Annotated in this window: 19 protein-coding genes; 14 read left to right on the forward strand and 5 right to left on the reverse strand. The window is 34.4% G+C overall.

Translation table 11 applies throughout. The features are described 5' to 3' along the window. Positions 1–123 precede the first annotated feature (123 nt). The 12 genes from VZL98_02525 (at position 124) to VZL98_02580 (ending at position 14906) form a co-directional block, all read left to right on the forward strand. Entirely contained in the window at positions 124–1275 is a 1152-nt protein-coding gene (locus VZL98_02525) for a class I SAM-dependent RNA methyltransferase (protein WVH63847.1), read from the forward strand. Between the two features lie 53 nt (positions 1276–1328). Then, entirely contained in the window at positions 1329–2459 is a 1131-nt protein-coding gene (locus tag VZL98_02530) for a SpoIIE family protein phosphatase (GenBank protein ID WVH63848.1), read from the forward strand. A gap of 11 nt (positions 2460–2470) precedes the next feature. Then, on the forward strand, positions 2471–3757 hold the full coding sequence (locus VZL98_02535) for a glucose-6-phosphate isomerase (protein WVH63849.1): 1287 nt from the start codon (positions 2471–2473) through the stop codon (positions 3755–3757). 2 nt (positions 3758–3759) lie between these two features. Further along, positions 3760–4353, forward strand: coding sequence for a nucleoside triphosphate pyrophosphatase (locus VZL98_02540; protein ID WVH63850.1), 594 nt, complete (start codon positions 3760–3762; stop codon positions 4351–4353). 88 nt (positions 4354–4441) lie between these two features. Then, entirely contained in the window at positions 4442–5797 is a 1356-nt protein-coding gene (trkA, locus tag VZL98_02545) for a Trk system potassium transporter TrkA (GenBank protein WVH63851.1), read from the forward strand. 8 nt (positions 5798–5805) lie between these two features. Next, positions 5806–7254, forward strand: coding sequence for a TrkH family potassium uptake protein (locus VZL98_02550; GenBank protein ID WVH63852.1), 1449 nt, complete (start codon positions 5806–5808; stop codon positions 7252–7254). Between the two features lie 28 nt (positions 7255–7282). Next, the gene (rlmD, locus tag VZL98_02555; GenBank protein WVH63853.1) at positions 7283–8632 is read left to right on the forward strand and encodes a 23S rRNA (uracil(1939)-C(5))-methyltransferase RlmD; all 1350 of its coding nucleotides are present in this window, start codon (positions 7283–7285) and stop codon (positions 8630–8632) included. 301 nt (positions 8633–8933) lie between these two features. Further along, the gene (locus tag VZL98_02560) at positions 8934–9296 is read left to right on the forward strand and encodes a hypothetical protein (GenBank protein ID WVH63854.1); all 363 of its coding nucleotides are present in this window, start codon (positions 8934–8936) and stop codon (positions 9294–9296) included. Between the two features lie 485 nt (positions 9297–9781). Then, complete coding sequence (locus tag VZL98_02565; protein ID WVH63855.1) at positions 9782–10123, forward strand: hypothetical protein; 342 nt, start codon at positions 9782–9784, stop codon at positions 10121–10123. A 635-nt stretch (positions 10124–10758) separates the two neighbouring features. After that, a complete protein-coding gene (locus tag VZL98_02570) occupies positions 10759–11739 on the forward strand; it encodes a hypothetical protein (protein ID WVH63856.1) in 981 nt (326 codons plus the stop codon). Between the two features lie 516 nt (positions 11740–12255). After that, positions 12256–13479 carry a sodium/glutamate symporter gene (gltS, locus tag VZL98_02575; protein WVH63857.1) on the forward strand — a complete coding sequence of 408 codons (1224 nt, stop codon included), beginning with the start codon at positions 12256–12258 and terminating at the stop codon, positions 13477–13479. A gap of 206 nt (positions 13480–13685) precedes the next feature. Then, the gene (locus VZL98_02580; protein WVH63858.1) at positions 13686–14906 is read left to right on the forward strand and encodes an O-antigen ligase family protein; all 1221 of its coding nucleotides are present in this window, start codon (positions 13686–13688) and stop codon (positions 14904–14906) included. A 32-nt stretch (positions 14907–14938) separates the two neighbouring features. Here the strand turns inward: VZL98_02580 and VZL98_02585 are convergent, their stop codons facing one another. The 3 genes from VZL98_02585 to VZL98_02595 all read right to left on the reverse strand — a co-directional run bounded on the left by VZL98_02585 (position 14939) and on the right by VZL98_02595 (position 19543). Further along, positions 14939–15889 carry an aromatic acid exporter family protein gene (locus VZL98_02585; GenBank protein WVH63859.1) on the reverse strand — a complete coding sequence of 317 codons (951 nt, stop codon included), beginning with the start codon at positions 15887–15889 and terminating at the stop codon, positions 14939–14941. A gap of 75 nt (positions 15890–15964) precedes the next feature. Then, positions 15965–17005 (reverse strand): ribonucleotide-diphosphate reductase subunit beta, encoded by a 1041-nt coding sequence (locus tag VZL98_02590; protein ID WVH63860.1) that lies wholly within the window; start codon positions 17003–17005, stop codon positions 15965–15967. Between the two features lie 9 nt (positions 17006–17014). Next, on the reverse strand, positions 17015–19543 hold the full coding sequence (locus tag VZL98_02595; GenBank protein ID WVH63861.1) for a ribonucleoside-diphosphate reductase subunit alpha: 2529 nt from the start codon (positions 19541–19543) through the stop codon (positions 17015–17017). Between the two features lie 162 nt (positions 19544–19705). On the opposite strand from VZL98_02595, the gene VZL98_02600 reads away from it, so the two are divergent. Both VZL98_02600 and VZL98_02605 read left to right on the forward strand, forming a co-directional pair. After that, positions 19706–19906: a CsbD family protein gene (locus VZL98_02600; protein ID WVH63862.1), complete on the forward strand. Its 201-nt coding sequence runs from the start codon at positions 19706–19708 to the stop codon at positions 19904–19906. Positions 19907–20043: 137 nt separating this feature from the next. After that, positions 20044–21447 carry a cell wall-binding repeat-containing protein gene (locus VZL98_02605; protein ID WVH63863.1) on the forward strand — a complete coding sequence of 468 codons (1404 nt, stop codon included), beginning with the start codon at positions 20044–20046 and terminating at the stop codon, positions 21445–21447. A gap of 59 nt (positions 21448–21506) precedes the next feature. Here the strand turns inward: VZL98_02605 and VZL98_02610 are convergent, their stop codons facing one another. Continuing rightward, positions 21507–22247 (reverse strand): HAD-IB family hydrolase, encoded by a 741-nt coding sequence (locus VZL98_02610; GenBank protein WVH63864.1) that lies wholly within the window; start codon positions 22245–22247, stop codon positions 21507–21509. Beyond that, positions 22237–22605, reverse strand: coding sequence for a hypothetical protein (locus VZL98_02615; protein WVH63865.1), 369 nt, complete (start codon positions 22603–22605; stop codon positions 22237–22239). Before VZL98_02615 ends, VZL98_02610 begins: the two co-directional genes overlap by 11 nt. Positions 22606–23012: the final 407 nt, after the last annotated feature.

Here is a 23012-nt window from a genome sequence, read left to right on the forward strand (position 1 = left end):
GCAGGTAGAGAATAAGAGATATTGCATTTTTATTGTTTTTTCTTCTAGTATTTTTCCAGCCATTTTTATAAAATAATGATTGGGGACCTCACATTTTTTACAATTAAGTGTTATAATCAATATATGACAAAAAAATTTGATAATAATAATGTATACAATTTAATAGCTACTGTGAATTTTGGCCTTGAGGCTGTTGTTAAGAGGGAGCTTATTAAGCTTGGGTTTGAGGATTTGAAGGTTTCTGATCGGAAGATTGAGTTTTCAGGGACTGCGGAGGATATTGCGAGATGCAATATTTGGCTTAGGTCTGCTGAGAGGGTTTATATTAAGCTTGCTGAGTTTGAAGCGCTTACTTTTGAGGAGCTCTTTGATAAGACGAAGGCTTTGCCTTGGGCGGATTTACTGCCTGTAGATGCTGAGTTTCCGGTGCAGGGAAGGACGCATAAGTCAAAACTCTTTAGTATTTCGGATTCCCAGTCTATTGTGAAAAAGGCGATAGTGGAGAAACTTAAGGAGAGTTATGATGTCGAGTGGTTTTCTGAAAAGGGACCGAGGTACAAGCTTGAAATCCAGATGCTTAACGATATGGCGATAATTACCTTGGATACATCGGGAGATGGGCTTCACAAACGGGGATATAGGAATAGGGCAGGAGATGCTCCACTAAAGGAGACTATTGCTGCTGCTATGATTCAATTGTCGTACTGGAACCCGGACAGGATTTTGTATGATCCTTTCTGCGGCTCAGGGACTATTCCGATAGAGGCTGCGATGATTGGTAGAAATATTGCGCCGGGGCTTGATAGGGATTTTGATTCTGCGCATTGGAGTATTGTCGGCGAAGAAGTGTACAAGTCGGTCAAGCAGGATGCGATGTCCGTTATCGATAATGATATAAGGCTTGAAATCCTTGGCTCTGATATTGACAAGAGATCTATTCTCAGGGCGCGTGATAATGCGGCAAATATAGGATTGTCTGACGATATCCAGTTTTTTATGAAGGATATGAGGGATGTCGATCTGACCAATGATTATGGAGTTGTTATAACCAATCCGCCTTATGGAGAGAGAATGGGCGAGATTGAAGAGATAAAGAAATTATACAGGGATTTAGGTGCTAAGTTTAAGGAACTCGATACTTGGTCAATATATGTAATAACTGCTTTCGATCAGTTTGAGAAGTACTATGGCAAGAGAGCCGATAGAAAGAGGAAATTATATAATGCTAAGCTGAAGGTGGATTATTACCAGTTTTATGGACCTAGACCGGAGTAGATGAGTGTTGGATTTACGGATAATTATTTAATTATTAGCCAAAGGAGTACGAGATGAATATGGGGAAAACACCTGAAGAATTACTTACAATTGAATTATGTGAATTGAATGTTCAGGTTTTAGAATCTATGGACGACTGGGTTAGGGTTATAGACAGGAATGGTAGAATTCTATTCATTAACAAGTCGATGAAAACCAGTTGTAAGACGCATGATCCTAATATTGCATGCTCTTTTGAAGAGGATATTATCATGGGTGATTCGGTGGTGCCTAGATCTGTTTCACTCATTACTCTACTTACCAGGAAGACTTATAATAAAGAGATAATTTTTATGGGTAAGGAGTATTCTGTGAAGAGTTCTCCCGTCATCGGTGAAGATGGGGAGGTAGTCGCTGCCGTTGAAGTTTTTAGAGATATAAGCTCTGAAATACATATACGAAGAGAACTTTTCAATGCAAATAAGATGATGTCGGATGATATTAAATTCGCAAGGAGTATTCAGGCTCAATTATTGCCTGAAAAGGGAAGGGTTGGAGACTTGGATGTGGACTATTATTATCAGCCTTCAAAGCAATTATCCGGAGATTTATTTGATATAATAAAGATTGATGACGATAAAGTTGGAATCTATATTTGTGATGTAGTCGGACATGGGGTTGGAGCTTCTATGCTCACTATGTTTATAAAACAGACTACAAGAGCTATTGTTACTGAACTGGGCGGTGCCAGTCCGTCGACTACTCTTTACGAGCTAAGAGCGAGGTTTGGTGAGATGAATTTGGCAGAGAATCTCTACTTTACTATGTTCTATGGGGTTTATTCCAGAAAAGAAAGATCTTTCAGTTATTCGAATGCCGGACATAATTGTTGTCCGATTGTAAAACTTGATGACAGATACAAGGTTTTGGAAATAACCGGTGTGCCAATATGTGATTTATTTAGGGAAATGACCTATAAAGAGGATAAAATAAGGCTTGAAAAAGGTGATAAACTCATCTTTTATACCGATGGATTTACGGAATCCAAAAATTATGACAGAGAAGAGTTTGGGCATGAAAGGTTTACAGAGGCAATAATGAAACCCGGAGATATAATTGAGAATGTGGTAGGAGAGGTAACTAAGTTTAGTTGGGGCGAAGTTTTTGACGATATGGCTATTATGGTTGCTACTCTAATCGATTAAGGAGGATTACTATGGGCGAACTAAAATTGGATTTGAAATACTCAGGCGTTTTGGAGAATTTAACGGGTGTAGAAACTAAGGCTCTTGCAGCATTGAAATCTCTACAAACCGGTGATAGACCTGGAAATGATTTTCTTGGTTGGGTTGAGTTACCTACCAAGTATGACAAAGAAGAATTTGACAGAATAAAAAGAGTTACAGCTAAAATTAGAAATGACAGTGAAGTTCTTGTAGTAATAGGCATAGGTGGTTCTTATCTGGGAGCAAGGGCTGTTATTGAGGCATTATCTAAAAGATACAGAAAAGAAAAGGAATTAGAGGTATTGTTTGCAGGAAATCATTTAAGCTCAACAGAATTACTGGAATTATTGGAATATATACAAGATAAGCAGGTCAGTTTAAATGTTATCTCTAAATCAGGAACTACTACAGAACCTGCAATTGCTTTTAGATTCTTAAAGAAGTTCATGGAAGACAAGTATGGTAAGATTGAGGCTGCCGATAGAATCTACGTAACCACTGACAAGTCTAAAGGTGCTTTAAAACAGCTCGCCGAAGATGAAGGTTATGAGAGTTTTGTCGTGCCTGATGATGTTGGAGGAAGATACTCAGTGCTTACCGCAGTTGGACTTCTACCGATAGCTGCTGCGGGCATCGATATAGATGAACTTATGAAAGGTGCAAAAGTTGCTCAAACTGAGTACCTGGTTGAAGATCCTGATAATAATGCAGTTAGATATGCAATTGCAAGAAAGCTATTATATGATGGAGGCAAAGATATAGAGATACTGGTTAATTATGAACCGGGACTTCATTATATTGCAGAGTGGTGGAAACAGTTGTTTGGGGAATCAGAGGGTAAGGATGGGAAGGGAATTTACCCTGCGTCTGCCGGATTTACAACTGATTTACACTCTCTAGGTCAGCTGATTCAAGATGGTAAACGTAATTTGTTTGAAACAGTTATCAATATAGAAAAACCAAGATTTGATTTAAAGATTTTGGAAGATTCTGAAAATTTAGATGGTCTTAATTATCTTGCCGGAAAAACTGTTGATTATGTAAACAAAAAAGCCATTGAAGGAACTCTTATGGCTCATGTGGACGGTGGCGTGCCAAATTTAAGGATTACAATACCTGAACTCAATGAGTATAATCTAGGAAAATTACTATACTTCTTTATGGTTAGTTGCGGTATCTCAGGATACCTAAATGAAGTAAATCCTTTCGATCAACCGGGAGTTGAAGCATATAAGAAGAATATGTTTAAACTTTTAGGTAAACCGGGAGTTAATTAATAGTGAAGAGATTAATATTAGCAAGTAAATCACCCCGCAGAAAAGAGCTGTTAGCTCTCTGCGGGTTTGATTTTAGTACTGTACCGGCAGACATAGATGAAGAAAAAATAACCGATAGCATCTTAAGAGATATTAATAATGAAAACAGGTTTAGTGAACTGGTGATGGAGCTTTCGTATCAAAAAGCTAAACATGTGTTTAAAGAAAATGGGGATGCTATAGTCATAGGTTCGGATACTGTCGTCGTTTGCGATGGAAAGGTATTTGGTAAACCAAAATCGAAAGATGATGCTAAAAAGATGCTCACCGACTTATCGGGAGCTGAACATATTGTATACACAGGCGTTGCAATTCTATCGAATGGATTAAAGGATGTATTTTATGATGCGACTGTGGTTAAGTTTCATGAATATAATGATTACATGAAAAACTTAATAGACGAGTATATTGCTTCAGGCGACCCGTTCGACAAAGCCGGTTCATATGGAATACAAGGGGCTGGATCACTTTTAATCGAATCTATAAAGGGTGATTTTTATTCAGTCATGGGTCTACCTGTCAGTCGTGTCAGTAGAGCATTAGATGCATTTAAATAATTAATTTACCCTAAATAATCGGATACTCAATTGCTAAATTAGAGTATTTATTATAAAATTTAGGCATGAGCGTTAATACGGAGGTCTTATGAAAGTAGTAGTTGTAGGTGCAGGAAAAGTTGGGGAAACTATATGTCAGGAATTGTATGAAAATACCGATATAGTTTTAATAGATACAAATCCAAGAGTAATAGATAATATTTTTTCAATGTATGATATCCAAGCTGTCGTTGGCAATGGTGCAAATGTTAATGTTCAGAATGAGGCGATGGTTGGAGAGTCCGATATATTTTTAGCTGTGACAAATTCTGATGAGCTAAATATAGTTTCCTGTATCATTGCAAAAAAACTAGGAGCTAAATATACGATAGCCAGGGTTAGAAATCCTGAGTATCATGAGAGTGTCGATTTTATTATGAGTTCTCTCGGAATCACCGGACTTATCAATCCCGAAGAGGAGTCAGCTGCGGTACTTTCCGAGATACTAAAGTACCCTAATGCTTTAAGTATAGAGTCTTTTGCAAATGGGAAAGTTAATATGGTTGAGGTTGCGATAGATGAGGATAATTATCTAGTAGATATGACTCTAAAGGACTTCAGCTCTTCTTTTGATGGTAAGCTGCTAGTTTGTATAATAGAGCGTCATGACGAGGTTATAATTCCGACCGGAGATACCGTAATAAATTCAGGAGATAATATTCATGTAACCGGAAGCATGGAGGACTTGCACAAGTTTTACAATAGTTTGGGGAAAATAGATTCCCAAATTAAGTCAACTATGATTATCGGTGGAGGAAAACTGACTTATTATTTAATAACCAAGTTGTTAAAAAGAGGTATGGATATTAAATTGATTGAAGTTAATATGGATAGAGCTTTAGAGTTTGCTAATGATTTTCCTGAAATCATCGTTATAAATGCCGATGGTACCGATCAAGAGGTGCTTGAAGAAGAGGGGATATCTGAGTATGATTCCTGTATTGCACTAACGGGTATAGATGAAGAAAATATAATGATTTCATTATTTGCTAAGTACATGAATGTTAAAAAATGCGTTGCCAAGGTCAATAGGACGTCAATATTAAAACTGCTTCCTCAAGTCGGACTGGATACCATTATAACTCCAAAGAGGATAATAGCTGATAAGATTGTAAGATTTGCAAGAAGTAGATTGGCAGCAGGTGAATCTGAAATGGAAAGATTGTACAAACTTGCAGATAGAAAAGTAGAGGCAATGGAGTTTACTGCTAAAGAAAATTCGGAAGTAATTGGAATTCCTCTGATGGATTTAAATATTAAAGAGAATACACTGGTAACTATAATTCATAGAAATGGTGATTTGATATTTCCCGGAGGTCGCGATTCAGTTAATGTAGGAGATAGAGTTGCAATCGTCACTACACAGGAAAATATAGTTACACTGGATGACATTATAAAAAAGTAGGTATATAGATGAACATTCGATTGGTTAAAGTTACGCTTGGAAGAATATTAATGCTTGAGGCATTTTTTATGGTTCTTCCGCTAGCTGTAGCGATTTATTTTGGTGAGGATTTTCAGAATATCATGTCCTTTCTCTTGGTAATTGCGACTCTTTTGATACTGGGGAGCATTGCTAAAAGAGAAAATATTGAAGGACTTAGCTTCGGAGTTAAGGACGGTTTTGGCATAGTTGCACTGTCGTGGATTCTTATGTCTTTTTTTGGGAGCTTACCATTCATAATAAGTGGACAAATACCAAGCCTTATTAATGCAGTCTTTGAAACTGCATCGGGTTTTACGACAACAGGAGCAAGCATTCTGGTCGATGTAGAAGCATTGTCGCCTTCGATGCTATTTTGGAGGAGTTTTACGCACTTTATCGGTGGTATGGGGATACTGGTTTTTGCTTTGGCTGTACTGCCCAAGTCCTCGAAAGGTTCAGTGCATATTATGAGAGCTGAAGTTCCCGGACCTTCGTTTGGTAAACTCGTTTCTAAAATAGATATAACTGCAAAGATACTCTATAAGATTTATGTCGTAATGACGGCTGTACTCATAATTATATTGATAATAGCCGGAATGAAACCATTTGATGCAATGATTCATGCATTTGGAGCTGCAGGAACCGGCGGGTTCAGTAATAAAGCTGCCAGTGTAGGTCATTATAATAGTGCTGCAATAGATTATATCCTCGGAATAGCGATGTTATTGTTCGGTGTAAACTTCAATCTGTATTATTTAATACTCATAGGAAGATTAAAGGATGTATTTAGAAGTGAAGAGTTAAAAGTGTATTTAGCAATTTATTTTGGAGCAGTCATCGCCATATGTGTCAATATAAGCGGGTCTTATACTTCCTTAACTAAAATGTTCAGAGATGTATTCTTTACAGCATCTTCAATTATGTCAACCACAGGATACGCAACCGCAGACTTTGCCAAATGGCCATTATTTTCACACTATATACTCCTAATGCTAATGTTTATCGGATCATGCGCAGGGTCAACGGCAGGAGGATTAAAAATTTCCAGGGTTATAATACTCTTTAAATCCGGATTAAATGAGCTAAAAAGGGCACTGAACCCAAATAGGGTTATTGCAGTAGTAGAAGATGGAAGATCACTCCCTAATAGTATTGTTAAAGGTGCACATATGTATCTTATACTATATATTGGAATATTTGTAAGCATATTATTTATAATATCGATTAAAGAACATGACTTTGCAACTGCATTTAGTGCCGTTGCAGCCACACTTAATAATATAGGACCTGGACTTGCATCAGTCGGACCAACTGAAAGTTATGCTTATTTCGGTAAGTTTTCAAAAGTAGTGCTTACTTTTGCAATGATAATCGGAAGACTTGAGATATTCCCGGTACTGGTTTTATTTAGCCCAAATACTTGGAGTAAAAAGTAATAGATTTAAATAATAAATCGGAGAAATCATGAGAAAAAAGAAAGATATTGTTTTAAAAGTTGAAAAGTTAATATTTCCCAATCTAGCAGAGGGGATTTATAATGATAAAAAAGTCCGGGTAAAAAATGCAATACCCGGACAAACTTTGAGAGTGGTTCTAGGCAAGAATAGAAAGTCATATAGAGATGCTAAGCAGATTGAAATCATCGAAAGGTCGATTCTTGAAACCAATGAACCATGCAAGGCATATGAAAAGTGTGGAGGTTGTAATTATCAAACTCTACCACTGGATGTAGAATTAGAGATGAAGAAACAAGCCATCAGTGAATTATTCTATGACAATGCTGGAAATTATGAAATCAAAGTACATGAAAATCCTAAACCTATAGGTTATAGAAATAAAATGGAATACACCTTTGGTGATGAAGTGAAAGATGGCCCGCTAATCCTTGGATTGCACAGAAAAGGAAGATACTACGAGATTGTAGATACGAGCGGATGTAATATCGTCCATTCGGATTTTGAAATCATCAGAGCGGCTGTGATGGATTACTTCAGCAGAATAGGGAAAAAACACTATAGAAAAATGTCGGCACAAGGATTTTTAAGACATTTAGTAATCAGATGCGGTTTTAACACCAAGGAATTAATGGTAAACCTGGTGACAACGACTCAAGATTCATTAGACTATGAAGAGTTTAATGAAGTACTATTAAATTTAGAGCTGGAAAATGAGATAGTCAGTATTCTCCACACTAAAAATGACGATCCGGCAGATGCAGTAAAATCTGATGAAACTATAGTTTTACATGGAAGAGATTATATATATGAAGAGATACTTGGACTAAGATTTAAAATATCAGCTTTTTCTTTTTTTCAACCAAATGTATTCGGAATCGAAAAACTGTACTCCAGAGTTCTTGAAATGGCAGGAAACTTAGAAGAAATCACAGCTTATGATTTATATTCCGGTACCGGAACAATAAGCCAAATTCTAGCCAAAAAAGCAAAGAAGGTAATCGGAGTAGAAATAGTTGAAGAGGCTGTAGAAGCTGCAAAGAATAATGCAGAACTAAATGGCATCACAAATGTCGAATTCAGAGCAAATGATGTCCTAAAAGAACTTGAAAACCTAAAAGGTGCGCCTCAGTTAATAGTTCTAGATCCGCCAAGATCCGGGATTAATCCTAAGGCATTAGAAAAAATACTCGACTTTAATCCCTTAAAATTTATATACATTTCATGTAATCCAAAGACTCTGGCGGCAGATTTTAACAGCTTTATAGATAGAGGCTACAAGCTCGTAAATCTGGAATTATATGACCAGTTTACCAGAACTTATCATGTGGAGATGGTGGGGGTTTTTGAGAAAATTTGAGATTAAGGATTTTAAAATTTATGAGGAAGAGATAGATTTTTAAATTTCAAGTAAAGATTAAAAAACGTATACCATGTAGTCATGTAGCGATTGCATTTCTACTCTCATAGGATATTATTAATAGAATTAAAGAGTTCTAATCCATACATTTAAAATATAAGATGTATGGATTTTTATATTAAAGATTTCTGTTTTGTAATAAAACAAACACATTTCATACAAAAGTTCTCGGTAAAATGTAGTTGTAATAAGGAAACAGTATTACAATACAAACAAAACCAAAAGAGAGAAGGAAAATAGAATGTTAAAGAAAAAAATATTACCAATCGGAGCAGCAGCTCTAGTACTTATAGGAATGACAGCTTGTGGTCAAAAAACAGACAAGAAAAAAGCGGCAGCTACAGATGTAAACAAAAAGCCTGCCATCGTTCAAAATAAAAATCAAAAATCAGCTCCAAAGGCTGAAATTAAGAAAGCAGCTCCTGAAACTAAAAAAGTAGCTCCTGTTAAAAAAGCAGCACCAAAAGCTAAAAAAGCAGTTCCTGTAAAAAAGGCTGCACCGGCTAAAAAAGCACCGGAAGTAAAAAAAGATGAAAAGAAATCAGATCCTAAAGCCGGAGTAAAAACACCAGCTCCAAAAACTAAAAATAAGAAAAATAATTAATAATACTCAGAGATAATTAATTAAATAAGTAAATTAGTTTACGTATACACCGCACGTAAGTGAGGGCAGAGGTCTTCCTCTCGCGGGCGGACAATTAAAAGAATTAAACTTACATATAAGCAATCATACTTAAATTCATACTCCCTAAAAATTGCTCACCATTAGGGGCTTTTTTATTTGTGTGAATACTCTTAATAATATCTAAAATTAAAAACTACTACTAATATATTGGTCACGAAAGTTTAGGATATAGTGAATTATTTTGGGTGAAATAGATTTAGGATTTTCAACAGATGTAAAATAGCCTTCATAATATGAAATTCGAATTTGGTTACTATTAAGCAAAGATCAACTATAAATATTATAAGCTTACGACTTTGTAATAAAACAAACACATTTCATACAAAAGTTCTCGGTAAAATGTAGTTGTAATAAGGAAACAGTATTACAATACAAACAAAACCAAAAGAGAGAAGGAAAATAGAATGTTAAAGAAAAAAATATTACCAATCGGAGCAGCAGCTCTAGTACTTATAGGAATGACAGCTTGTGGTCAAAAAACAGACAAGAAAAAAGCGGCAGCTACAGATGTAAACAAAAAGCCTGCCATCGTTCAAAATAAAAATCAAAAATCAGCTCCAAAGGCTGAAATTAAGAAAGCAGCTCCTGAAACTAAAAAAGTAGCTTCTGCAAAAAAAGCGGCACCTACGAAAAAAGCTGCCCCTGCTAAAAAAGCACCGGAAGTAAAAAAAGAGGAAAAGAAAGCAGCTCCTAAAGCCGGAGTAAAAACACCAGCTCCAAAAACTGAAAACAAGAAAAACAACTAATACATACTTGTATTTTGGTATGTTTAAATAAACTTTAATAAATTCACCGCACGTAAGTAGGGAGAGCAGAAGCTTTCCCTTCGCGGGCGGACAATTAGCAAATGAGATAATAGCAATCATCACAATATAAATCATACTCTCCTTTAAAGGCATATGTAAACCATATGTCTTTTTGCTTTATAAGAGTATGGATTTATAGATAATTACAAAGATTTTGGTTTATATTGTAAGCTTTCGGGATTATTAATAGATTTTGCAGAGCATAAAAAATGAGGTTAAGAAATCGGAATCAAATCAAAGACTATTAACTTGCTGTCCAGGTTAAGTAATTGATAAGAATGGAGACATTTTGAAAAGCAAATAATGATTAAAGTGTAGGTGAACTCCTAGCAGTTTAATGTCGTGAATCTAATGATTTGTTATTTATTCAATCGCAGGAACGATACCGGATTTTATCTTACTAAACTGTAACTTGTATAATGAGGGCTTTTATAATACCATATACTTAAGATAAAGTATAAACAATGAATAGGTAAACTCGTAATTACGTAATGAATCTTACCATGATAGTCAAAAAAATAACGAAAAATCACACTTAGACTATCTATAAGTGTTGGTATCAAAAGGAGGAAGACATGAAAAAAATTATATTGTTAGTAGCTGCTGTTTTTATTTTAGTAGCTTGTAAGGGACCTATGAGCATGGTAAATCTGGGTAAGCGTACAGAATCTGTTGGATTAAATCCAGATGTACGTGCAAAAGAGCATGTTATGAAGCTCAAGGAATTTAAAATTGAAGATATCACTAAGAATTTAGAAGTTGGTGTACCGCATCATAAGGATGATATTCTTGAATACGGTATGAGATACGTATTTGATAATGGCGCAGAAGCAACCATTGGGGATGGGATGCTATATTATTATAATGCTAGTGCAAAATATCACGTTGATTACTTGAACTCACTAATAGACTATACTTCAGTAGTGGATGAGGAAGGTCTTAGAATTTGTAATGGCTTTTTTACTAAAATTGGAGTTTCAAATTTGAAACTCGTAGGTACTCACTTTGCAGATGTTGACACCATAATAGATAAGATCAATGGTGGTGAAGATATCATGATCGGTAAAGATGGTAGTGGAGTGAATATTAGAGAAAAACTTATGGATATAAAAATCTTTAAGTTCGCGAAATCTCTTGGAGGTTTAAACATTGCAGGAGATGGTGTGAATTTAGATAATGACAAAAGACTTTTAGAATCGGAAGTATATATTATCATAAATGGTGATTCTATAATCTTTGCTCGTATGGAGTTCTTACCTGAGGAAATAATAAAAAGTAGAGATGCCAATATTATCACTGAAGAAGTTGCCAGGGAAATATTGACGAAAGAATATGCAAAAACCGATGGAAATAATGACTTAAAGATAGAAAATACAGAACTTACATTAATAACTAAACCGGAAAAAATAATGAATCACTTAAAAAAATCAAATATAGAATATTCTCCGGCATATAAATTTGTAATAGATGATAGCTATGAAAAGGGCGGAGAAGTCTATAAATACTCTAAAACCATCTATATAGATGCTTTAAAAGGAAAAGTGCTAGGTCTTTAATTATGGAATAACTTGATTTAAGATAGCAGTATTTCTTGTATTTACTAAAAAATAAATAATAAGCAAATGAAACATATATAAAGAGCCGAGTTGGAAACCAATTAGGCTCTTTTATAGTGGAGTAATACTAAACAGAGTTTATGACGAATGAGTCAGGATAAAATTAAAACTGAAGGAATAATGTGAATCAAAATCAAATTTTTGTTAAGAAATTTTAATAATATCTTTTTAATTAAATTTTATATAGATTTTTAATTGAGTTTATATGCGTATATTTATTTGAGTTTTAATACATATGAAAAAGACTAGATTATACGTAATCCGTCGTTGTTAAAAAGTTAAATAAAAATCATTATATTACAAAAATTTGCGACATTTGATATAAATCTAACTGATAATATTTATCAAATGTGATAAAATGCGTATTTATAGAATAATTCAGTTCGTAAGTTGCATGAAATGATGGTATAATATATATCAAATAATGTTCTTTTTTAGAGCTGAGGAGGGAGATTTATGGAAATGGGTATTAGCTTAAATATTTACCAAACCACAGGATTTGCCATTATCATTCTGTTAATTGGTAGGTTTTTAAGAAAAAAAGTAAGCTTTTTTCAGAAGTTTGCAATTCCCGCTCCGGTTATTGGTGGTTTAATATTTGCTATTATTAATACAACTTTGAGAATGACCGGAACCTTGAATATTGAGTTTGACTCAACACTTCAAGAATTTTTTATGGTTCTCTTTTTTACCAGTATAGGATTTAATGCGAGTATAATGGTATTAAAGAAAGGTGGGAAGAAGGTAGTTATCTTTCTAGGAGTAGCAGTGCTGCTTTGTATTTTACAAAATGCTGTTGCAGTAGGTTTATCAGGTGTGGTTGGAATGGATCCAAAACTGGCTCTTATGACGGGTTCAACACCTATGACCGGTGGACATGGAACAGCTGCTGCAATGGCTAAAGAAGTCGAGGGTGCAGGAATACAAGGTGCTGAGGCTATGGCTATAGCTGCAGCCACTTTTGGACTAATTGCAGGTTCACTTATGGGAGGACCTGTTGGGAACTGGTTAATCACAAAAAATAATCTGTTGACCGAAAAGCTTAAAGAACAAAGGGGAGATCCGGATGTTGACGAATCCCTTATAAAGGAAGAAAAATTACCACTTGACGGTGGTAGGATTGCTATGGCGCTATTTATGTTACTTATAGCAATTGGTGTAGGTACTTATTTAACTAATTTATTAAATTATTTACTTAAATTGGTTATGCCATTAGGTAAATTCCCAATCTATATTGGACCGATAATCGTAGGTATAATACTTAGAAATGTCTCAGAAGGCAAGAAAAATTTTGTACCTATTGAAGAAGTCCAGGTAATAGGAGATGCAGCTCTTAATGTGTTCCTAGCTATGGCTCTAATGTCTGTTAGACTTTGGGAACTTGCTGCAGTTGCGGGACCTATGGTTGTTTTATTACTGGGACAAGCGCTTTTAATGGTATTATTTGCAATGCTTATAACTTACAATCTGATGGGAAGAAATTACGATGCGGCAGTTATGGCTGCAGGTCACTGTGGATTCGGTCTTGGAGCGACACCAAATGGAGTTGCGAATATGGACTCTGTATGTGATAAGTTCGTATATTCTAAATTGGCATTCTTTGTAATACCGATAGTTGGAGGAATGTTCATAGACTTATTTAATGTATTTATCATTACATTCTTTTTAAATATCGTATAATTAAAAGAATAAAGGCAGCCTCGAGGTTGTCTTTATTCTTTTGTTTTTTTAAATATTAAATAAAACATAAAAAGTTTCCATACAGTTTATTTTATGGTATAATTCTCTAATGTTATTTGTTTAATTATGGCTTATTATCAAGTCTTACAAATCTGTAAGACTATTTCAAGCCATATGGGATATAATAACTGATGGGAGTTGGTTATGTGTTAGATATTAAAAAGCTTAGCTTTGAAGAAAAACTTGTATTTATTACTTCAATTAGTTTAATGCTGCCTTATTATGTTGGAGCAACTGTATTAATACTAAACTTTATATATATTGTAAAATCTCAAAAACTGGATTCTTTAATTGTAAACAGTGAAGAAAATAAGTGGCTAATGGGGTTTATACTCTACAGTTTTGTCGTAAGTATTATTTTTCAGAATTACTTAGGCCTTTTGGCTACTTTTGGAATTTTGGTATTTTTTGTGTTTTTCATCTATAATACCAGATACCTCAGTCAAAAATTGGTAGAGTCAATATTGACGACCATGATACTGATTAGTTCAGTATGGTTTTTAAATACTATTTTCAAAGCTGCATTTGTGTTTTTCCTTTCAGGCGAAGGGATTGACGGATTTTTGAAATTCATATCTTTTAATAGAGCGGATTCAGTATTTTTTAATCCAAATTACTATGGTATGGTTGGGGATTTTATGTTCTTGATAGGACTTAAAAGGTATATAGACAATCATGAAAAGAGAATCAAATTCCTATATGGGACATATTTAGTAATAGCAGCTATGGCGGTCTACCTTTCAGGATCGAGAGGAGCACAAATCGCGTTGATTTTTGGTGCATTGGCTCTTTCTATTAATCTTAAGGATTACAAGACTACGAATCTTCTAATTCTTGGAATTACCGTCGGTTTAGGACTGGTGATTATAACAGGAAATATGGCAAATACAAGACTTGCAACAGTTACTCAGGATTATGGTTTGAGAAGAAGTATCTGGGGATCTTCTATTAGATTTATTAATAAGCATATGCTGATAGGGGCAGGTCCATTAGGCATACAGGCCGTGTATGATTTAATCAGGTCCAGAGAAGTAATACACTCTCACAATATTTTACTGGATTTTTTAGTAAATTATGGATTGACAGGAATGGTCTTGATTTATCCATTTGCTCAAGCTATTATAGACAGGATAAACAAGATAAAAAATAGTGAGCAGTTTGGATTGATATTTGCTTTAACAGTGACAATATTGATTCATGGGATTGTAGATGTAACAATTTTTTGGCATCAAACGGCTTTTATCTATTTCCTTCTCGTTTTTTCTGCAGCAGGAAGTCCGGTGGCTGAGTTCAGCACAATTAAGGTATCGGAACTAAAGCCTGTAGTTAGGGCAAGTGCATCGGGAAATTTTAGAAATATAGGATAAAAAAAGCGAACCTGCTTGGGTTCGCTTATTCTTTACATTAGGGTTTGTTCAAAATCATATACATATTCTCTTAAGACGAACATCATTTTGATTAAATCATTTAAGTAGTAGTTAAAAGCCGATTCAAAATCGGGATTCGTGATATCAACCAATACTTCAATCGGTTCTTGAAAATATTTTTCCAGCTCAATCATATTCTCATTATCTATCTTAGGAACATGTCCATTTTCTCTAAGTTGGGTTATTAGTCCAAAAGCGGAGAAAAACTGTGTGTTAATTCTCGAAATGTGAGAGATTTTGTATTTCTGATCTGCTCCCATCTTTAGATCATTTTTTATGGATTTTAATTCGGTGTTGATTTCATTTATGTCATCAATTAATTTCCCTATTTCAACTTCCTTTTCTGTTGTCAATACTGACTTAAAAGCATCTTCAAATTCTCTTAGAGTCTTCTTGTATGTTTTAAGCAGAAACATCGATCTATTAGGCGGAAATACAAGATAATTAACAGTAAATCCAACAAATAATCCTACAAAAGTATCCAGGGTTCTGTTTATACCATATTTCCAGTAAGGTACTTGATTAGGTATATTCTTGTCGTATAACATAATTATTATAAATACAACACAGGCAAGGGTTATTGATTTTTTCCATTTGAAGTAATTACAAATATTTATAACAAGAACAACGCCTATTCCTATAGGGATATAGCCTGTGAAACCAATAAACTGGAAAAATGACGCTATAAGCGCACCTAAGACGGTAGATAGTAATCTGTTTAAGCTTACTGTGTATGAATCAAATACAGATGAGGTCATAGACACTATTGCAGATATACCTGCCATTAAAGGTGTTTTTAAATTAAAGAGCTCAGCTATTGCAATTGCTAAGCTCGTTGCAATTGCTGTTTTTAAAATTCTCAAACCAAAGATTCTACGAAAGTATCTCTTATAGTTTAAACTATTATGTTTCGGATTATTCATATTTTGCTCCATTTCAATTTAAATGTAGTTAGATGAATAATGGGATGGAAGATGAAAAAAATCATCTTCCACTTTTTATAAGTCGTCTTCTATAACGGTTGACTTGGCATATGCCGAAACTTTTGCTTCGAAAAAGTCTGTCTTTATTGCATTGGGATCCGAATATTCAGCAACCCATGCCATTGACTCAGGTTCCTTTTCAAAACCCGGGAATATTATATCCAGACCTAAACCTTTAGATCTTAGATTACCCAAGTATTTAAGATAAGCATCGACATTGGTCTTGGATAATCCGGAAATCCTGTCGCCTAAGACATAATCAGCCCATTTTATTTCTTCTTCTACACCTTGAATAATCATGTTTCTGTAAAATTGAATATTTTCTTCATTAAATAATTCAGGTTCTTCTTTTTTTAGATCCAATAAAATCGATCTAAATAACCAAAGGTGAGTATTTTCGTCTCTATTAATATATCTTATTTCCTGTACTGTTCCAGGCATCTTACCATTTCTACCCAGTGCATAGAAGAACATAAAGCCTGAATAAAAATAAATACCCTCCAAGATATAGTTAGCTATAAGTGTTTTTGCAAGGTTTAACTTAGTTCTTTCATAATAAAAGTCGTTGTATTTATCGCCAATGAACTTGTTTCTAGCCAAAAGGAAAGGATCGTCTTTCCACTGATATAGTATTTCAGATCTTTCTTCAGGAGAACATATGGTATCCAGTATATAGCCGTAACTTTGTGAGTGGATGGCTTCCTGATACGCTTGTATCGTCAAACAGAGATTGACTTCATTTGCAGTTATAAATTCGCTTAAGTTGGGTAGATTTGCCATTTGCAAACTATCTAAAAATATAAGAAATGAAAGTATTTTGTCATAAGCAGTCTTTTCATCTTCAGATAGATTTCTATAATCTTTTATATCCTGATTTAAGTTTATTTCTTCAGGAATCCAGAAGTTATTCATGGCTTGTCTGTACCAGTCACTAACCCAAGTGTATTTTAAATTGTTAAAATCGTTAAGATTGGTTGTATTACCATTCATCAACTTTCTCTTATTAAGTTCAATATCGCCATGTTCATTAAACAGTGCTTTTCTTTCTAATTTCATTTTTCCTCCTTATGCGGAACAACTGTCACATTCTTCTATTTCCAAGGCTTGACTTCTAACATAGTAAATGGTTTTAACCTCTTCCTCCCATGCTTTTATATAAAGTCCAAGGATTCTACTCATGGTATAGTCTGTGGTTACATAAAGATTTAGGGACTGTCCTTGATCTATATGTCTTTGTCTTATGCCTGCAGCTTTGATTACCCAGTTTTGGTCTATTTCATGAGCATTTTCATATAACCAGAATGTCCTAGGTGTTAGGGAAGGAGCAACTCTCGGAACTATAGATCCTTTCTTTTCTTCCAAGTAGTATCTCTTCATAACAGGGTCTATGGCTGCTGTAGTTCCGGCAATTATTGAGGTTGAACCGGTTGGTGCAACTGCCATCAAATATCCGTTTCTTATACCATTGTTTTGTACTTCGTTTTTTAAGTCAATCCATCTACTACTATTATATGCTCTTTTCTCAAAATAGTCACCATTTTGCCAGTCGGAACCTTCAAAGAAGTGGTAAGATCCTTTTTCTTTTGCAATCTCCATACTTGCTTTTATGGCATAGTAGTTGATATCTTCATATAGTTTGTCGGCAAAATCCAAGTGTTCATCGCTTTGGAAGTTTAAATCATTTTTTACAAGGACATGATGGTATCCGCTTGTACCAAGTCCGATAGATCTATATTTTTTATTTGTGATTTTTGCGTAGGGGATAGGATAATAGTTTAATTCGATAACATTATCAAGTGCCCTAACGACTGTTGTAACCACTCTTTTCAGTTCTTCACTATCATTAACTTCGATATTTCCCAAGACCAGGGAAGCCAGGTTGCAAACTACAAAATCACCAGCTTTGGTTTTAGTTGTTACAATATCACCATCATCATTTGACTCCACATCGATAGATACAGATTCTATACCGCTCATGTTTTGAGCAATTTCAGTACATAAGTTAGATGAATAAATCATCCCCTTATGGTTATTTGGATTGTATTTATTAACTATATCTCTATTGAAAACAAAAGGCGTTCCAGTTTCTACTGCAGACTTTAAGAATAGTCTTACTATATCCTTTATAGACATGGCTCTTTTATCAAGTTTTGGATTGTTTACGCACTCCTCGTATCTTTTTTTCCATTCATCGCCATAGTAATCTTCCAGACTGTATCCCATTGTGGTCTTTATTTCGTGAGGGCACATCAAGTACCAATTATTATCGAGGCTTTCTTTTGCCAATTCCCAGAAATAGTTTGGGAAGCATATCCCAGGAAAGACATCATGTGCCTTCATTCTATCATCACCACTATTGGTTTTCAGTTGTAAAAATTCAGGCAGATCTTTATGCCATGCATCCAGATATACTGCTACAGCGCCTTGTCTAACTCCGAGCTGATCTACGGCAACGGCAGTGTCATTTGCCAGTTTTATCCATCTGTTTACCCCACCGGCTACGCCTTTAAATCCTCTTATATCAGAACCCATGGCTCTTACCTTACCGAAGTATAATCCCATACCCCCACCATGCTTTGATACTTGTGCAAAATTATCAATACTCCTATAGATTCCATCCAGTGAGTCCGGTACTGTATCGATAAAGCATGACGATAATTGATGGAACGGCTTTCTGGCATTTGACATCGTAGGTGTTGCCATGGTTACTTTTAAAGTACTTAAAATATCGTAGATTTTTTTAGCCCATTCGACTTTTTTATCAGCTTCCGGGATGGCAAGGTGCATAGAGATACCCATAAACATCTCTTGGGGACTTTCAAGGATTCTTCCGTTAGGGTCCTTAATGAGATATCTCTTATATACCAGGTCAAGCCCACTAAAATTGAAAAGATGATCTCTGGAATTATCAATGTAAGCTTCGAGTTCGTCTATATCTTCTCTTGAATAATTGTCTAAAATATACTTGCCGTATAGTGAATTGTCTGTTAAGAATACAATCTTACTATAAAAATCACTTATATCATATTTTACGATTTCATTTCTAATCAGTCTTGTTATATTGAGAGATAAGAATCTAGCAGCAATAAATTCCCAATTTGGAGCTTCTTTAGATGTCAGTTCAGAGGCGGATCTGGTTAATAGTTCCAGAAGCTGATCTTCATTCATATTTTCGGTCACGAAAGAAGAGAATTTAGTTCTTAGGAAACTTAAATTGTACATATCTTCGGTAAATTCACGTTGAACACTCTTTAATTCTTCTATTATTTCTTCATCTGTGAAATATTTAGAAAAATCTTCTATGGTCTTTCTCATGGTATGATGAGAAGCTCTGTATAAAATATAGGATTTGACTACTGCATAGTAGGAATTCTCTATAAGTGTAATTTCAACCAGGTCTTGAACTTCTTCAACTGTAATCATATGGGATTTTGGAAAATTACTTTCAATTTTAGATACAATCTCACCCGACATCTTCTCTAAAATCTCTTGAGTTACGGGCTGACATACACTATTGAAAGCTTTTTGGATTGCAAGTTCAATCTTTTTTCTGTCGAATTCTACGATGGAACCATTTCTCTTTATTATATTCATAATACCTCCTATGGTATAAAAACTTGTTTAATACATTATGAATATACCATATATAGTGTTTAATGTATATATAAAAACAACGATATATTGTAAAAATTGAATAAATAGAAAGTTTAATACTCCTTTACTCGGGTATAATTAGCTTAGAAAGGTGGGATTTACATGGATAAATTTAAAAAAGATTTAAAAGACTTAAAGGAAAATGTAGAAGAAAAATTTGATAAAGTAAAAGACCAGGCTGAAAAGAAAGCTGAAGATGTAAAAAAAGACGCTGAAAAGGGAGCCGATAAGGTAAAAGACAAAGCTAAAGAAATTGTAGACGACATAAAAGATAAAGCTGAAGAGATTAAGAAAAAACTTTAATTTATGAGAAAGACTTCTAAATGCAGAAGTCTTTTTTATTTTTGTGTAAAATAGGTTATAATTATATATATGCTTTTTTTAAAACATTAACGATAATATAAATATTGTTAATGATATTAATGAGTGGAGGAAGTTAAATGAACAGAAAAATATTAAAAACTACATTTATAGTGGTATTGGCACTATTTTTGATGCTGCCGCTCACTGCAGTCGCAGATGATAATGTGAAATTTGAAATTGTAAGAATTGCTGATAAAGGTAGGATTGAGACATCTATTCAAGTTAGTAGCAATGCTTTCGAAACTTCCGATTATGTAATCATTACCAATGGTTTCAATTTTCCCGATGCACTAGCCGGTGGACCTTTGGCATCAGCGCTTAATGCACCGATATTACTAACTGAAAAAGAGAGTCTGTCTGATGCAGTCCTCAAAGAGATAATAGAATTAGGAGCTTCAAAAGCTATAATTTTAGGCAGTGAAGGATCTGTTTCTAAAAGAGTGGCAGAGCAATTAAATGTCGTAGCGGATGTTGAAAGAATCGGAGGAGATGACAGGTATGAAACCGCAGCTCTAATCGCTGAAAGGGTTATGAATATTACCGGAACTACATCAGTAGCAGTAACCAATGGACATAAGTATCCCGATGCATTATCAGCGAGTGCTTATCTAGGTGCTAACGGAATACCGATAGTTCTAGTTGCAGAGAATAATATCCCGATTGCTACACAAAGATTTTTAGACCACATGGACATCAATAAAACAATTGTAGTCGGAGGAGTAAAAACTGTTTCTAGCGATGTAATGAATAATCTTAAAAATCCTGAAAGAATTGCAGGAAGTAATAGGTTTGAAACTTCTATAGCGCTGTCAAAAAAGGCTTATAAAAATCCAAGCAATGTAATACTTGTAAATGCTTATAATTTTCCTGATGCCCTGTCAGCAGTTGGATTGACGTCAAAATATAAAGCTCCTGTACTACTTACTGCTCAGGAAGCATTACCTAGAAATATTAAGAATTATTTAGAACAAATTAAGCCTAGAAGAGTATTGATGGTTGGGGGCAAGGGGTCTATATCAACTGAAATTGCGGGTGAATTACTAGATAGTTTTGGTGAGTTGAATGGAAAGCCTGAGGTTCCTGAGTTTGCACCTCTGGAATATAATGAAGAATTTGCAAAAGAAATGGCTGAGATTATCAATAGATTGAGAACAGAACAAGGACTTGAGCCATTTGCTTGGGATGATGGACTTGAAGCAGCAGCTAAGATTAGGGCAAAAGAAATAGTAGAAAATCTATCTCATACCAGACCAAATGGTGAAAATTTCTCAACTGTTAACAAAGAACAGGTTAGAGGAGAAAACCTTGCAATCTTAAATGCATATCCTAAAGATGTAATAGATATTATGATGTCGGCTTCAGGACAAAGTAGTAATCTTTTGAGAAAAGAACCATATTTTAAATCAATAGGTATAGCTTGTTGGGCTGATTCAGAAGGTAAGGCTCACTGGGTACAAATGTTTGGGGTTCCAAAACAATAGAAGAAAATCCGGATTCAGCTCAGCGGCTAATCCGGATTTTTTATGTTTTTTTTATAGATTTACACCAGTTTATGTGTTTCAACATCCGGTGTGATTTTATATATTACATCTTTCCTTTCTACAATTATCGTTACTTTCTTTTTTAAACTGTCATTATTTTTAATATACTCAAGAAGAGTATTTGTAGGGTTAATCGCCACTGCCGTACCGACCCTTTCAAGCATTGAGATATCACCATTGGTGTCTCCATAAGCATAGGATTTTCCAAAGTCTATTCCATACATCTTATCGAATTGAGTCATCATGCTGAGTTTACTCTTACTGTCCCACATCTTTATGAAATTGCCGGTGAAAACATCGTCTTCATCCAAACAATAAATGGTTCCCCTATAATCAGTAACTCCATATTTCTTTGCAATATGTTTTACCAGAAAGTTTGGACTTCCCGAAATGAAAAAAACTAGATGACCTTGCTCGAGATGCCATTTTATTTGAGATCTTGTATAAGTATATACTATATCTGCATTATGTTTTATAACTTGCTGCGCTATAAAGTCTATAAAGTCATATTTAATACCCTTTAGCGTATCCATATATACACTGGCTACTACGTCCAGATAATTATCATAATCAACATATCTTCTATTATAGTCGTCATAAAGTGGTTTTATTTCATTAATCCATGTATGTTCTTCTATGACATCATTTTTTACCAATCGCAAAAAATGATCTATCATAAGTGAAGTTCTGGTCAATGTACCGTCGATGTCGAAAAAAGCTGCTATATGTTTATTTTTCATGGTTTTTTCTCTTAAAGATAGATTTGAAAGGATTATTTCTATTAGGTGAATTCACTCTTGATTTATTAATAATTCCGAGTATAAGTGCATAACATAGAGCTACAAAACCTGAGACAAAGAAAATTCCAAATCGTAAAATCATATTTAATCCGGTTTCATCGGTTATTTTAGGCAAACCCTCTACTAGATTATAAATCCCTATAGAGATTAGAATTAAACCCGGCACATACTTAATGTATTTATTCCTATTTGAAATCCAATAGATGAGATAAACACCTAAGATTGCAAACAAGGAAGCCAGAGGAAAAATAGTAGTCTTACTTTGATGGTCCAAAACCAAATTTAAAATACTTCTCATATATACTCCTTAGTAATTAATATAATTAATTCTTATTTTACATTAAAATAATTGCAATTAAATTACAAAAAACGATGGTTTTATATGTATTCTAACCTTTATTATAGCACAAAAGACTAGTGCATGCTAATATATAGCCATTGTTTTAGCAAGTAGTAAATGGATAATATAATTAAATATAGGAATTATTTAGGTTAAAGGACAGATGGGAAAAATCTTTTCTTAACAATATAGTATGATAATTTTACAAGGTCTATTTACTGATTCTGTAAATACTTGATTTTTTAAAATAAAATTGATAGAATATGTTTAATGTTAGTTGTTTAGGGTATATCTTATCTTTGACACCTAAAACAGCAAAAAACCTCTGTAAACATTAACAAATCAATGCTTTCAGGGGTTTTGAT

This window comes from Peptoniphilaceae bacterium AMB_02 (genome assembly GCA_036321625.1).
GTDB lineage: Bacteria > Bacillota > Clostridia > Tissierellales > Peptoniphilaceae > Microaceticoccus > Microaceticoccus formicicus.

Coding starts and splice junctions, on each gene's coding strand:
- VZL98_02535 (WVH63849.1), top strand. CDS start 2,471: ATGGGCGAACTAAAATTGGATTTGAAATACTCAGGCGTTTTGGAGAAT.
- VZL98_02615 (WVH63865.1), bottom strand. CDS start 22,605: ATGAGAAGTATTTTAAATTTGGTTTTGGACCATCAAAGTAAGACTACT.
- VZL98_02560 (WVH63854.1), top strand. CDS start 8,934: ATGTTAAAGAAAAAAATATTACCAATCGGAGCAGCAGCTCTAGTACTT.
- VZL98_02550 (WVH63852.1), top strand. CDS start 5,806: ATGAACATTCGATTGGTTAAAGTTACGCTTGGAAGAATATTAATGCTT.
- gltS (WVH63857.1), top strand. CDS start 12,256: ATGGAAATGGGTATTAGCTTAAATATTTACCAAACCACAGGATTTGCC.
- trkA (WVH63851.1), top strand. CDS start 4,442: ATGAAAGTAGTAGTTGTAGGTGCAGGAAAAGTTGGGGAAACTATATGT.
- VZL98_02525 (WVH63847.1), top strand. CDS start 124: ATGACAAAAAAATTTGATAATAATAATGTATACAATTTAATAGCTACT.
- VZL98_02570 (WVH63856.1), top strand. CDS start 10,759: ATGAAAAAAATTATATTGTTAGTAGCTGCTGTTTTTATTTTAGTAGCT.
- VZL98_02565 (WVH63855.1), top strand. CDS start 9,782: ATGTTAAAGAAAAAAATATTACCAATCGGAGCAGCAGCTCTAGTACTT.
- rlmD (WVH63853.1), top strand. CDS start 7,283: ATGAGAAAAAAGAAAGATATTGTTTTAAAAGTTGAAAAGTTAATATTT.
- VZL98_02605 (WVH63863.1), top strand. CDS start 20,044: ATGAACAGAAAAATATTAAAAACTACATTTATAGTGGTATTGGCACTA.
- VZL98_02600 (WVH63862.1), top strand. CDS start 19,706: ATGGATAAATTTAAAAAAGATTTAAAAGACTTAAAGGAAAATGTAGAA.
- VZL98_02610 (WVH63864.1), bottom strand. CDS start 22,247: ATGAAAAATAAACATATAGCAGCTTTTTTCGACATCGACGGTACATTG.
- VZL98_02595 (WVH63861.1), bottom strand. CDS start 19,543: ATGAATATAATAAAGAGAAATGGTTCCATCGTAGAATTCGACAGAAAA.
- VZL98_02585 (WVH63859.1), bottom strand. CDS start 15,889: ATGAATAATCCGAAACATAATAGTTTAAACTATAAGAGATACTTTCGT.
- VZL98_02530 (WVH63848.1), top strand. CDS start 1,329: ATGAATATGGGGAAAACACCTGAAGAATTACTTACAATTGAATTATGT.
- VZL98_02590 (WVH63860.1), bottom strand. CDS start 17,005: ATGAAATTAGAAAGAAAAGCACTGTTTAATGAACATGGCGATATTGAA.